Below are 13,007 nucleotides of genomic sequence, written 5' to 3'. Positions count from 1 at the left end.
CTTCACCACTTTCTATAAATACACGAGTTCTAATTAATTATTAGGTATCGTTTTCATACAATCCTCGTGAGGTACTTCTTATTTATAATTTATGAAAAGCGTTTCAGGTCAAGAAATAATTAAAAATAAAATCCAAAGCTTTTCTTTTTAAAAAGCTTTGGATTTCAAACTATGAATTATAACTAATGTATTTTGTCTCACACATGTACACATTTTTTTCTTCAGTTGGGATATATACTTTAAACTTTTCTAACCGTTTTCCATAGATATGAATTGTGATAACGCTTTCCTTTTTGCTAATTTCAAGAATATGACAATCCGCAGGTGGAATGACTTTATCGGTTTCTCCTTCTCCCAAATATAGATTTCCTGTATGTGTTAAATAAACAAGTGAATTTCCAAGTTGTTTCGTTTGTATAAAGTTCTGCACCATTATCCTTCCTGAAAAGACGCCTTCTACCCCCCATGTGCCGTCATGATCATGTAAAGGTGTAGATTGTCCATCTTTCCATACGAGAGCTAGTACTTCAAAACGTTTGAGCGGATCCTCATACAATAAATGTCGTGCATATTGAGTCGAATTCGCCTTCTGTTTATCTAACGGAAGCCATGTTTTCTTTTCTAAAAGTTCTTCTAGTAACTTTTCAATGCCACACACTATTTCTTCTTCAAATAAACCGTTTTCCATAAGATCTGTAACACCTTTAATAAACTTTTGAAATGATTTACTTCCATTACAAGTCAACATAGGAATCCTCCTCTACGTTTTATACAACTCCATATTAAGGTAATTACCTGAAACTCACAATTGAGAAACAAAAAACAAGATGCAAATGTATGCACCTTGTTGAGATTTTTATTTGGCTTTCAATCGAATAGGTAAGTATTTTAATGTTTGTTCATTTTCCAATATACATTTTTCTAAACAGAAAGATGGAGATAGCTCTATTTTTTCAAAAGCATTTATAAAGGTAGTTAATGCAATCTCAGCTTCTAAACGTGCAAGTGGTGCTCCTAAGCAAAAGTGAGGACCTTTCCCAAAGGTTAAATGCTTTTCATTTCCTATTCGATGTACATTAAATTGAGAGGGGTGTGAAAATTTTTTCTCATCTAAATTCGCTGCACTAACCCACGCAACAATCATCTGATCCTTTTTCATTAAAGGGCCAAATATATTTGTATCCTCTGTAATCCTCCGGGCCAATGTAACAGGAAAGCGATAGCGTAATACTTCCTCAATCGCTTTTGAAATTAAGCTAGGGTTTTTTCTTAAATCTTCATAAATTCCAGGTGAATCTACTAAAAAGCAATAAAAGCTATTAATAATTAAATTTGTAGTGGTTTCATTCCCAGCCGCTAGTAAACCTAATGAAAAGGTTACAATTTCTTCATCGGTTAATCTTTCTCCTTCATATTCAGCTCGAATTAAATCGGAAATGATATCATCAGTTAAATGATATCTCTTTTCCTGAACGATCGGTAGAAGATATGCCTTGAATTCATTTAATGCTATCCCTTTCTCAGCATCCAGATCATTAAACTTTTCTTTACTATACGGCATAAATAAAATATCAGACCATTCTTTAATTTTTTTACGATCTGTTGTTGGGACTCCTAATAAATCAGAAATAACGGTAACAGGTAAAGGGGCAGCAAACTGTTCAACGATATTAACTTCACTATATTTTTCGATATGCTGTACAAGTTCATCTGCGATAGCCTGTATTCGAGGTTTCCACTGTTCTAGACTTCTTGGAGTAAATGCCTTAGAAACAATGGAACGTGCATTGCGATGTTCTGGTGGATCTGTAGAGTTTATATTTATTCTAGTTTCTAATGGAGGGATTGAGAATTGTCTGCGCTCCCTTCTACTTGAAAATAAGCGATAATCTGATAAAACACGATTTACATCATCATATAAAAAAACATTCCATACATCCTGCTCTTCATCATAATGAACTGGGTGATTATCCCTCATCAAACGATACCATTCATATGGATTCCATAATTCTTCTTTTGTTTTCAGCTTTGAAATTTCATGAACTAAAATAACATTTTCAGGTGAAGCCATAGTTCTTTCCTCCCTTTTCTTTTACAATAAAAGTGATAGGTCGGCAGTTCAAAGTTGTATAAACTATCATATGTTATTTTAACATATACTAAAGGAGATTTTTCATTAGAGAACTTGAGAAATATATAAGGGGGATTTTTATGTACGTTGACATTTTACTACTAGCAGAATTAACGACAGGACCAAAACATGGATATGAAATCAAAAAAAATGTTCAAAATCGTTTAGGTGAGAATTTTGAATTAAATCACAACATGCTTTACCCTGCCCTTCGGCGCTTTGAAAATATGGGTGCTATAACGAAAAAAATACATAAACAAGTCGGAAAACCAAACCGAAATATGTACGATATAACAGAAACAGGAGAAGAAATTTTTTCTGAAATGTTACGAGATTTTCCCGAAAAACTTGCGACAAACAATGCAGAATTCCTTGTTCGTATCGCACTATTTGAAAAACTTGACTATGAGGCTAGAAAAGAGATTTTAACTATACGCCAAAACGTACTACATAATCAGCTTACTGCTATTCAGTCTCTAGAGGTTACCTCATCTTTTATTACTGAAGTCATTGAATTTAGTAAATCACGAATTGAACATGAGTTGACTTGGATTACATCACTTATGAAAAAAATATGAAAAAATAACAAGAAAATTTAAAAACAATGAATGAAAATGATATTTATTATCAATACTATAATTAATAAAAGGGCAACCACGATTTGGCTACCCTTCAAAAATTTACACTTCTGGATCGAAAGTTTTGCAATCTGTTTCTTCCGTTGTAGATGCATGTTTACCTTTATGACTTACTACGTAAATTGCCTCTGCACTACATTTATTACCATTCGCCCAAAATTTACAGTTGTTTACTTCACATAAAACGTCTTGTGCCATAGTATCACACCTCCTTGTTCTATTATCATTAACAAAATTCGGAGGTATGATACTCTTTGTCATGCATTTTTTATTACCTTTTTAGTTTTCTTAATGATTCAATATCTCCTCGTACAATCACATCTATATTTTCAGTTATTTTTTCAATGTCAAAATGCCACCATTGAATTTGCAATAGTTCTTCTATTATTTCATTTGAAAATCTCTCTTTTATTTTATTTGCAGGGTTTCCACCAACGATTGTATATGGTGTGACGTCTCTAGTCACAACAGATTTAGCTGCAATGATTGCACCATCCCCTATTTTTATTCCAGGCATAATAGTTGTATCCATACCAATCCAAACGTCATTTCCTATAACTGTATCACCTTTGTAAGGTAAATCAGACAAACTAGGTGTATACTTCTCCCACCCATTTCCAAAGATATTAAATGGATATGCCGAAAATCCATCCATCCGATGATTCGCTCCGTTCATAATAAAGTTAACTCCAGATGCAATACAACAAAACTTTCCAATAGTAAGGCGATCTCCAAGAAATTCATAATGATGTAATACTCGATTTTCAAATTTTTCTCCATCTTTCGCATCATAATAAGAATACTCACCAACAAGTATATTAGATTTTGTTATTGTATTTTTTATAAATTGAACGTTTTGATTTCCTTCAATAGGGTATTTAATATTTGGATTAGGATTCATTCTGTACAGCACTTCCTTTACCACTTATTTCACTTTCTATCGCTATTACTGGCTTTAAATTGTATATAGGTATAATAAACAATAATCCAATTATAAAAAGTAAAGCCGTCCCTTCATACATCATACTTAATGAAAACATCTCTTTTAATGAGCCAGCTATACTCATCGTTACTACCATTGAACCGGTAAATAGCGGACTTAAAATACCATTTACACGACCTATAAAATCGGTATCGCTATTTTGAATAATAAGCGTATTAATACCAATTTGGATACAAGGAAGAGCTAAACCACTAAAAAGCTGCGCTGTAAGTGTAACCCATAAATTTGTAGAATACCCTATAATGCTAATACCAATTGCTTGACCAAGCATACCGATAATTAACATCTTTTGCGGAGCAACGTTTTTCGCAAATACCATCGCTAATGCCCCGCCAACAATCATTCCCGCACCATTTACTGTTAGTAGCCACTGTAAACTCTCTTTTGATAATCCTAACTGCTCAGTCACAATAAATATACCTAATGGCTGAATTAATCCTATACCTAGTCCTGCAGCCATAAAACAAAGCCCCAGCAAAGTTAATGCTTTTTTCTTTTTGACATACTTAATACCGTCCTTCATCTCCTGCAACAGAGTGATATCTTTCTTTTCTACGTCGTTTTCAAGATCTTTCGGAAGAAATAACAATACAACTGCCGCAAGTACAAACGAGATGCCTGTTATGATGATTGAAATATAAATTCCAAAACTATGAAAGATAAATGTCCCTAGGATTGGTCCTAATACCATAAATATTGCAAATATCGTTTGATATATAGACATTGCTAATTGAATTTGTTCCGTTGATAAATGTTGTTTAAACAACTTCATTCCAGATGGTTGTGAAAACTGTGAAAGGATTGCAGAGATGAGTGTCACAAAAAACACAATTTTCCACGTTCCAAACATAAGCGTAATTAATACAGCGAATACTGAAATGGAACTTAACGTCTCACACCATATCATTGTCTTCTTTGGCTTCCACCTATCAGCAAAAGTACCGCCAATAAATGAAAAAATAAAAATTGGAGCGAATTCAGCAACTGAAATCATCGAAATAGCAAAAGCATCACCTTTTGTCATTTCCATTACATATAGTAATACCGCAAAGTTTCGAACCCATATTCCTATTTGTAAAAATAATGCTGATGCTAAAATCCCTTGAACAAACCGATTTTTTAATACTTGTGATACCCCATTGTTTTGTTTCGTTACTACATTTGTCGACATAAAAAAGCCTCCTATTTCATGTTCTGAACAGGAGGCAGCACAAATCATATAAAAAGACTATATATTCGCAGAGCGAAATACATCCCTTTTCTATAAATGTACAGACTAACCCTATTCAGAAGAATATTTCGTTTTTTAACGAAGATCTCTTACAAATAGAATTAGTTGATCATTGGGATGTCTTCACCCTTCCGTTTCGAATTTAAATAACACATACATACTCTATGTAAATCATTTTCGATGTATGCATGTCTCCTTTTACTATTCTAGAAAGTTAAAGGCAATTCCTCTAAAGAACGCATTAAATAGTTACCTTGCCATTTAATTTCTTCACGATTCCCTTTTATTTGTAGTTCAGGCATTCGATTAAACAAAGTAGTAATAGCAATCTTTGCTTCCAACCTAGCAAGTGGAGCGCCTAAGCAGAAATGGCTACCATGACCAAAGGCAATATGACGATTATTTTCCCGAGTAATATCGAATACTTCTGGGTTTTCAAATACAGTTTCATCACGGTTTGCAGAAGCTAAGGCAATGACAACCATATCTCCTTTTTCGATTGTTTGGTCGTGAATTTGAAAAGGTTCATCTGCCCATCTTGAAGTTGTAACCTCAACTGGAGAATAATATCGTAGTCCTTCCTCAATAGCGGCATCAATTAATTTTGGATTTTCTTTTAATAACTGTAATTGATCTGGATTTTCGAGGAGCGCTAATACCGTATTTGTTATTAAATTTACCGTTGTCTCGTGTCCCGCCACAATTAGTAACATTATCATTGAATATAGTTCCCGAGCGCTAAGTTTATGCCCTTCACTCTCTGCAAGTATTAAAGCACTCACCAAGTCTTCTTTTGGCTCTTTTCGTTTAATATCAACTAAATATTGAAGATATGTAATAAACTCAGATAGTTGCTTTTCAGTTTCTTTTATTTCTTCTGGTGTTTCTGGGTAAGCAATGACAGCATGAGACCAAATTCTAAATTTCGCTTGATCTTCTTTTGGAATGCCAAGCATTTCACTTATTACAATAATCGGTAAAGGGAACGAATAATCATCAACAAGATTTAATGAACCCTTTCGCTCGACTTCATTTAACAAATCATCTGCAATATCCTGTATTCTTCCTTCCAATTGCGTGATCATCTTCGGTGTAAAAGCTTTTTGTACGAGTGATCGTAAACGATTATGGTTAGGTGGATCTGAATTTAACATATGAGTAGTTAAATAATCACTATTGTCAACAGTAAGAAACACATTCAATGTATCTTGAGAAAATACATTGGCTGGATCTTTTTTTAAGCGACTATCTTTTAAAAGTGGCAAAGCATCTTCATATCTTGTGATAAGCCATTCCGCACCTAGTTCAGTTTTATTCACAAATAAGATAGGTTGCATTTTTCTAGATTCTTTATAAATTTCATACGCATCTTCTTTAAATTGAGCTGAAGCTAAATTAATGCCCTCCTCTATTTTTAGTCCAACCTTGTTTTTCATTGACATTGTATTCCCTCACTCTCATTTGTTTTTGAAAACCAACCCAACATATGCATTATACTCTAATAAAAACGTGAAAATTGTAAATTTTTAACCAAAATCTTACTTCGTATATTGAAAAATAAAAAAGTGAGAGAGTAAAATCGTTTCACTCTCCCACTACTCTTTATGCGAAGCACATAAAATTACTAATTTGTTGATAGCGATAACTTACTTTACGACGACGACCACCTTGCCAAGTGTAACCTGATACTCCGTTTCTTCTCACTTCAGTCGGAAAGAACCATAAGTCCCTTCCGAAAGGACCAGGACGATGTAAACGTAAATAGCCCCATCTTCCTAGACAATTACACATCCATGATTTCATATTGCCCGCTTGAGATGGAGACGCAAAGGTAGACGGTAACGACGGAGCTTGCGACGGCGGTGGTGACGTTGGAGCATCTTCCGCATCATCTGGTCTGTAATCTTCTTGTTCCATATCTCTCGCTTCATCTACAGATTCATACCCGTAGTTTTGTGGATTATAATACATCGCTTGATCATATGGATAATTTTGTTGGTTATACATATTAACAAATCACCTACTTTTCATTCATTACCTTTAACATTTATATGTGATATGCCCTCTCTGGGAAGCTTATGTTATAGCCCAAATTCAACTTAAAAAGCTCGTATTATTAAAAATACGAGCCTTTCAAAAATAGAAGGTGTTTATTATTTCCTTAACTTCACACTATAAAAACGCATTTCATCTAACGAACCTTCAAATTCAAATACTTCTTGTTTAATTAATTGTTTCAAGCGATATTCTAAGAAAGTATCTCCAACCAATTGTTCAACAAGACCAAGTGCTTCACCAATTACTCTAGGAGCTTTGAGGAATTCTCGATCAGCACCCACACTTTTCGCGCATTCAATTATAAATTGATCAAAATAATCTTCTTGTACAGAATATACTTCATTTTCTTTCCACACTCTTAAACATTCTACGCTTCCCGATATTCTATCCCATTCATGTTCAAACTTCATTCGCTTCTCTTCAGTTAAATAAGGTAACTTTGCAAAACTTTTTTGGAATAGAGCTAAACTTTCAGGTGGTAATTCTCCAGTTCCACGAATATCATACTCTTGTTTTAATATTTCTCGACTTGCTTCAGATGTATTAATAACTCGAATGTTTTTCTTATCCTTTAATTGTGCCATTACAAAACTTAGGCCTACATGTTCATGTGCATTATCAGCCTTCCAAATTGTAATAGGCGTTTCAACAGGAATAGTATGTAGTTCTTCTATAGTTGCTATAAATCTTGATAAATATTCTTCTTCAAAATAACTATCATAAGCAGTTAAATTATTTATTAACCACTTCTGTCTTGCTAGTTGCCCCCCATTCGTATGCAACTTATATATCGGTCCAATTGAAAAGAATTCAGAAAAAGCAACAACACTCTCTTCAAATAATTCTTCTTGACTTAACATATATGTTAAGCAACCAGCCGTTGAATCATCAAAAGCAATATGTACGTGCGTACTTTCTTTTACATTTCTTTTATAAGTAGGATTACTCGTTAATTGTTTCGGAATATCCATCAAATTTTTAATTGTATCTTCACTATAGTTTTCTTCTAATAAGTTTAACTGTATGAGAATACTTTGAAGTAAATCTTTAACCTCATCCTCGTACATATCCTCTACAGCATTTTTAATTTTATCTATCACACAAATCCCTCTATTCATTTCAAAAATAACGTAGATTATAGTGTATCATTTTAGTATAGTTCTTTAAAGTCAAATACTTTCCTTATATTTTTGAATTGCTAAATATTTTTACTTTGAAAATCCTTGTATCTAAATGTATAATTATATAAAAACAAAAATATAGGAGCTACATTTATGGAGAAAGTACTTACTAATTATAGACATTACTTAAAAAATTGGAGATTTATATTTATTTGCATACTACCTGTTATCGCCTTATTCGTTACTTTCTATGTCATCTTCGAACTACTGTTTCATCAAGATTTCTACTTATCTAACTTAATTTCTGCTATCATATTATTTTTAATATTTACTAATGTTAAAGATAAATTTAACATTAAAGGCTAAAGAACATTATTTAAAAATAGCCCTTTATTCTTGCATCCTACTATAAAATAAGGCTTGCAGTAAATTTTTACAAAAATAAGAGCACCCTGCAATTGGATGCTCTTATGTGATTAGAGGTTTTTTCTGAGTATTAAGTAGGACACGAAGATCTTGTCCTACTACATAATATATGCTTATACTTATTATTTCGTGCATATATTAAGCACCATGTTCAGGTACTTAATATATGCATAGTCATTGCTAAAAAAATCTACTCAAATATTCACTATACAATTTCATATTTATAAATTAAAAAACATCCATTGGGGATGTTTTTTATCTAACGATTTTAAGCTTCCATAAACTTAGCCGGTACACCAATTTTTTCAACTACAGAAGATATATTAGTAGGATTAATCATTACATTTTCAATACATACTAATTTATTTTCTAATATCCCATTCTCTGTAGTAATAAGTTCTTCAAACCGATCTAAAGTCATTGAAAATTTGTGTTCACTTCCACCATTCATACTAACTTTTACATACTTCATAGTGTCACCGCCTTTCATAATAATTTACATTTCGACAAGAAGGCGCTTACACCCTTTTTTATTTACTCTTGGATTTCTCACGTTTACATATATTTTGAGAAAAGAAACTACTATTATTTACTCACAAAATTATTACTAATAAGAAAGATAAAGATAAAAATGCACAAAGTGGAATATATAAACCAGTATCCATTCTAGCGAAGTGCGTATCTTTTTGTCGTTTAAAGATACCAAAATAATTAAACTCACCAATTACTCTAATAGAAAAGACGCTCATACAAATCCAGGAACCGACTTGAATAATAACATTAGGAACTGCAAAATGAACAATATTTGCTTGTTGCAACAAAATTATCGCTGCCATACTTAATAATAATGCAATGAACAATGTCATTCCGGCACGAGGTGTAAACGCCTTTTCCCCTGATTTAGTTGGTATAACACTATTTGTCCCCCAATTACCTCCGAAACCCCAATATACATGTAAAAAGCTAACTAAGAATAATATACAAGCAGATATATATGTAATGATAAGCATTTTATCCTCCCCTTATTTTATTTAACTTCTCACCTATAAAATATGCTATCCCCCCCTCATTAGCAACCTTTATTTAATTACATAAAAAAACCGTAATGATTTATCAATATTAAGATAAGTCATTACGGGGTTATTAAACTTCATTATGCATTAAACCTATTTCTTCGGCGTTCCATCCTTGTTTGACCTTGAACTTCATTTTCTTTGTATGGATCTATTTTCTCTGTCATTTTATATGTTGCAACTGGTTCTTCGTACTTATGCTCATGTATCTTTTCTGGAATTTTACTTTTAGATTCTTTCCCACCAAACTTAAATAGTTTCATCTTTAATTTCGGTAATCTCGGAAGACGAATCTTAAATGATAATCTTTTGCGTTTCTTTTTTGGTCCAAGTAGATTTATATTTTCTTTATTATTATCTTTCTCTTTGCGGTGAATGAACATCGCAAGTAATCCTCCTAATACAAGTCCTCCAATTAATAGTAATATATATACATAATGGCTTGTCATTAAACTCGTCATGCGTTCAAGTATGACTAACGACTGTACTTCTTTTATATCCCATAGTAAAGCGGCCCATAATGAGAATAATCCCAAAGTAAGTCCATATGTACGAAAACGAAATAAACATGGAATTAACGCGACACATGCAGCAATTTTCGCATTTGCTATGATTGAGCTTGTTGTAATATCCTGATGCCAAATAACTAACAGTAATGTTATAAATGGCGCATACGCTATCCAGCTGCATATACGTGAATACATCTTTTTAGCAAAATAACTACCGAAACTAGTAAAAAATAAAAGCCCTCCAATATATACAGATTGTTCTAGAGGGATTTGCTTTGTAAGTCCTGCAATTGGAAAGAGGACGCTCAGTAGCATTAAGAGCACATCTAATTTCTTCACCATTCCCCATTCCTTTCAAATTTTTTCAATTAATAAAAATCGCTTTTCCATTTGGTATAGTTTTTGTATTTCTAAAAAACATATTAATCCTGTCTGCACATAAAGTAAATATGTAAACGAAAAGATACTTGACAAATGATATCCTTATTTGCATAAAAAAATGACAAATCCTGATCGATATAACGAGCAGGATTTGTTTACTAGTATTTAAAGTAGAATAATTGAATCTTTCTTTTCTACTTTTACTACATCTACATCCAATTCATCATCAAATTCTTTAAATTCTCTTGCATCTATGTCAGTAATATAACTCTTTATTACTTTTTCCATATGTACGGAATATGTCATGTGTACATTCTTTTTCGAAAGCATACTAGAATTACAGCACATGTAATGTATCATTTTAGCGATATAATCCCTTTCTACAGGTTTTACACCTAATGGTAGAATTTCAATTATATATCGCTGAAAAACTTCACTACAATTAAGTGAATATTCACCAGTGCTATAATACATCCCTTTTTGATCTGCATATAAGCCTATTCTATCTAGAGCATCATCACATTCTATTACACCGTAGCTTGGTACATCAAAACCTGTATTTATTCTAATAATATTTAAGTTGGGAACCTTTAATACCTCTGGAACAATATCAGGTAAAATATCTGTATTAATTTCTTTATTTTGTAACTCTTTTATCCAATATTTTCTCAAATTTGCATCTACAATGAAGTAAACTTGTTCATTTTGTTCTTTTGCATATTGTACAATTTCCATTAATGTTTCGAAAACATATTGTTTAAAAAGAGCCCCCATATCATTTCTCTTTGATGGTTGTGATAAAAATGCATTATGTTTATTTATATTTAATAATACGTAATCAATCTTTTGCCACTCTGTATTCCCATATAATTTATATAAAATTTCTTTTCCTTTTATTTTTGAAAGAATAGGTAAGAAATCAAATTTCGATATTCGTTCAATTGATAAATTAACATATGTACAAGGTAAATTTATCTTATTCCAACTACGCTTCAAAAATCCTTTTTGTTCTAATAGACTAAAAACACTATTTACAATTGTTTTACGAGATACACTTTGGCCTATAAATAAATTAATAAATGTTGAAATACGATTTGTTCGTGCAAATCCCTCTCTAATGATTTGTTTTGGATCAATTTTTTCGCGTCCATCACAATTTTTCATTGCGATTAATGCTAATGTCGCATCACTGCGCTCACCCGCGGTAGCATAGACAGCTTTCGTAACATCATCTACAAGATTTGTTTTATATTTTTGACAATATTGCATTTTATATGGATTTTGTAACACCTTTTCAATATTGTATCTCACAATCTTTAATAATACTGGGAAATCTGTATTCAATACATAAGAATTTTCACCAATTTTAGTCAAAACAATTTCGCTATCAAGTAATACTTGTTCTATTTCCAGCGCTATATTTTCAGACCAAACTTCTAATGTTAATGTCTCTAATCCTTTTGGTGCAAATAAAGGAAATAATTCATTTTTGTTATTTGTTGCTACCTTTTTACATTCTGGAAGTATTGTGAAATAAGAGAATTTACGCTGGAATTCTTTAAATAAATACTCTCTTTCCTTTACTTTTATACCTGGTTCTATTTTAGTACCTTGGACTTTATATATTCTTTCATTGTATGGAAATAACACCCTTTTATTTTCCCCGACAATATAATCTTTCGGATATTGGAGAATATGGTCTAAATCCAAATCTCCACCTATTTGAAAATCATCTTTTAAATTTCTAAATATCTTAATCCATTTCATGCCGGTTGTAGCTTGTTGCATTTTTAGTTTTACAAACCGTATTTTTTTATTATTTGATGCAAACTCTGGGGTAGAAATCAATATCATCCCTCGTTTTCGTCTGAAAAGTAAAGGAATATCTGGATGATTATATTCTTGATATTAAGACTGTTTTTATGATTATTTCTTGTTAGTGTGTATTAATTGATTATGGCTATTATTGAAGATGATATATCAGCGGTAATTTATGTCTATTTCGTATAAGTGTTAGCAAGTTCGTTTGCAAACTTGTTAGCACTTTTTTATTTCTTCTATTCTCCCATGAAAATTAGCATAGTTTTTATGAATTCTATATCTAGTAGAAAGCTCTCTATCATATAAAAGTATAATAATAGGTTAATAAACAAGCAGTTTTTTTACTAAAACATAGAATAATACTAACCCTAATTGAAGGGAGGTATAAAAGAATGTCCTGGAATAATGATTGCTGGAGTTCTAAGAAAAATCATTGTTGTGATGATTGGTGGAAATCTAAAGATAAGCGCCATTGTGATGACGATTGGTGGAAATCTAAAGACAAGCACCATTGTGATGATGATTGGAAGTTCAATCGAAATAAGTGTCGTTGTAACTGTTTCTTTATTTGTTGCCATTGTAAAAAGAAACATTGGTAAGATTTTCAGTACCAAC

General features: G+C 32.0%; 15 protein-coding genes. 2 read left to right on the top strand and 13 right to left on the bottom strand.

The annotated features are described in order from the left end of the window. Positions 1–169 precede the first annotated feature (169 nt). On the bottom strand, positions 170–748 hold the full coding sequence (locus tag MR167_RS00075) for a cysteine dioxygenase family protein (protein ID WP_000954440.1): 579 nt from the start codon (positions 746–748) through the stop codon (positions 170–172). A gap of 108 nt (positions 749–856) precedes the next feature. Continuing rightward, positions 857–2,071: a cytochrome P450 gene (locus MR167_RS00070; RefSeq protein ID WP_017763211.1), complete on the bottom strand. Its 1,215-nt coding sequence runs from the start codon at positions 2,069–2,071 to the stop codon at positions 857–859. Between the two features lie 140 nt (positions 2,072–2,211). Between MR167_RS00070 and MR167_RS00065 the strand changes: the two genes are divergently transcribed. Then, on the top strand, positions 2,212–2,709 hold the full coding sequence (locus MR167_RS00065; RefSeq protein ID WP_000289119.1) for a PadR family transcriptional regulator: 498 nt from the start codon (positions 2,212–2,214) through the stop codon (positions 2,707–2,709). A 102-nt stretch (positions 2,710–2,811) separates the two neighbouring features. Here MR167_RS00065 and MR167_RS00060 read toward each other — a convergent pair whose 3' ends face one another. From MR167_RS00060 to MR167_RS00035, 6 genes are all read right to left on the bottom strand, one after another. Then, complete coding sequence (locus MR167_RS00060) at positions 2,812–2,967, bottom strand: DUF1540 domain-containing protein (RefSeq protein ID WP_000046095.1); 156 nt, start codon at positions 2,965–2,967, stop codon at positions 2,812–2,814. A 73-nt stretch (positions 2,968–3,040) separates the two neighbouring features. Beyond that, positions 3,041–3,670, bottom strand: a complete 630-nt coding sequence (locus tag MR167_RS00055; protein WP_137000442.1) for a Vat family streptogramin A O-acetyltransferase — start codon at positions 3,668–3,670, stop codon at positions 3,041–3,043. Continuing rightward, positions 3,660–4,943, bottom strand: coding sequence for an MFS transporter (locus MR167_RS00050; protein ID WP_000106404.1), 1,284 nt, complete (start codon positions 4,941–4,943; stop codon positions 3,660–3,662). The genes MR167_RS00055 and MR167_RS00050 overlap by 11 nt, the downstream gene beginning before the upstream one ends. Positions 4,944–5,209: 266 nt before the next feature. Next, complete coding sequence (gene cypA / locus MR167_RS00045; RefSeq protein WP_000062093.1) at positions 5,210–6,445, bottom strand: cytochrome P450; 1,236 nt, start codon at positions 6,443–6,445, stop codon at positions 5,210–5,212. 160 nt (positions 6,446–6,605) lie between these two features. Then, positions 6,606–7,010: a hypothetical protein gene (locus MR167_RS00040; RefSeq protein ID WP_000282691.1), complete on the bottom strand. Its 405-nt coding sequence runs from the start codon at positions 7,008–7,010 to the stop codon at positions 6,606–6,608. Between the two features lie 146 nt (positions 7,011–7,156). Continuing rightward, positions 7,157–8,161 carry a DUF1835 domain-containing protein gene (locus MR167_RS00035; RefSeq protein ID WP_016098570.1) on the bottom strand — a complete coding sequence of 335 codons (1,005 nt, stop codon included), beginning with the start codon at positions 8,159–8,161 and terminating at the stop codon, positions 7,157–7,159. Positions 8,162–8,335: 174 nt separating this feature from the next. Between MR167_RS00035 and MR167_RS00030 the strand changes: the two genes are divergently transcribed. Beyond that, the gene (locus MR167_RS00030; RefSeq protein WP_000416837.1) at positions 8,336–8,548 is read left to right on the top strand and encodes a hypothetical protein; all 213 of its coding nucleotides are present in this window, start codon (positions 8,336–8,338) and stop codon (positions 8,546–8,548) included. Positions 8,549–8,876: 328 nt separating this feature from the next. On the opposite strand, the gene MR167_RS00025 is transcribed toward MR167_RS00030, so the two are convergent. The 5 genes from MR167_RS00025 to MR167_RS33265 all read right to left on the bottom strand — a co-directional run. Continuing rightward, positions 8,877–9,080 (bottom strand): hypothetical protein, encoded by a 204-nt coding sequence (locus tag MR167_RS00025; protein WP_000878369.1) that lies wholly within the window; start codon positions 9,078–9,080, stop codon positions 8,877–8,879. 121 nt (positions 9,081–9,201) lie between these two features. Further along, entirely contained in the window at positions 9,202–9,618 is a 417-nt protein-coding gene (locus tag MR167_RS00020) for a DUF3995 domain-containing protein (protein ID WP_000905579.1), read from the bottom strand. Between the two features lie 143 nt (positions 9,619–9,761). Further along, positions 9,762–10,529: a DUF3959 family protein gene (locus MR167_RS00015; protein WP_014894749.1), complete on the bottom strand. Its 768-nt coding sequence runs from the start codon at positions 10,527–10,529 to the stop codon at positions 9,762–9,764. Between the two features lie 207 nt (positions 10,530–10,736). After that, positions 10,737–12,419 (bottom strand): RNaseH domain-containing protein, encoded by a 1,683-nt coding sequence (locus tag MR167_RS00010; RefSeq protein WP_140159731.1) that lies wholly within the window; start codon positions 12,417–12,419, stop codon positions 10,737–10,739. Between the two features lie 341 nt (positions 12,420–12,760). Beyond that, positions 12,761–13,007 (bottom strand): hypothetical protein (locus MR167_RS33265; RefSeq protein ID WP_346657764.1); only part of this gene is annotated, 247 nt, incomplete at its 5' end.

Source organism: Bacillus cereus group sp. BfR-BA-01355 (assembly GCF_022663675.1).
Classification (GTDB): Bacteria; Bacillota; Bacilli; order Bacillales; family Bacillaceae_G; genus Bacillus_A; species Bacillus_A thuringiensis_S.
The sequence above is the reverse complement of the archived record's forward strand: the minus strand, read 5'-3'. Positions and strand labels throughout refer to the sequence as shown.

What these genes read in the sequence shown, in the direction of transcription:
- MR167_RS00050 (WP_000106404.1), bottom strand. Translation starts at nt 4,943, where the DNA reads ATGTCGACAAATGTAGTAACGAAACAAAACAATGGGGTATCACAAGTA.
- MR167_RS00060 (WP_000046095.1), bottom strand. Translation starts at nt 2,967, where the DNA reads ATGGCACAAGACGTTTTATGTGAAGTAAACAACTGTAAATTTTGGGCG.
- MR167_RS00030 (WP_000416837.1), top strand. Translation starts at nt 8,336, where the DNA reads ATGGAGAAAGTACTTACTAATTATAGACATTACTTAAAAAATTGGAGA.
- MR167_RS00055 (WP_137000442.1), bottom strand. Translation starts at nt 3,670, where the DNA reads ATGAATCCTAATCCAAATATTAAATACCCTATTGAAGGAAATCAAAAC.
- MR167_RS00025 (WP_000878369.1), bottom strand. Translation starts at nt 9,080, where the DNA reads ATGAAGTATGTAAAAGTTAGTATGAATGGTGGAAGTGAACACAAATTT.
- MR167_RS00040 (WP_000282691.1), bottom strand. Translation starts at nt 7,010, where the DNA reads ATGTATAACCAACAAAATTATCCATATGATCAAGCGATGTATTATAAT.
- MR167_RS00020 (WP_000905579.1), bottom strand. Translation starts at nt 9,618, where the DNA reads ATGCTTATCATTACATATATATCTGCTTGTATATTATTCTTAGTTAGC.
- cypA (WP_000062093.1), bottom strand. Translation starts at nt 6,445, where the DNA reads ATGTCAATGAAAAACAAGGTTGGACTAAAAATAGAGGAGGGCATTAAT.
- MR167_RS00075 (WP_000954440.1), bottom strand. Translation starts at nt 748, where the DNA reads ATGTTGACTTGTAATGGAAGTAAATCATTTCAAAAGTTTATTAAAGGT.
- MR167_RS00070 (WP_017763211.1), bottom strand. Translation starts at nt 2,071, where the DNA reads ATGGCTTCACCTGAAAATGTTATTTTAGTTCATGAAATTTCAAAGCTG.
- MR167_RS00065 (WP_000289119.1), top strand. Translation starts at nt 2,212, where the DNA reads ATGTACGTTGACATTTTACTACTAGCAGAATTAACGACAGGACCAAAA.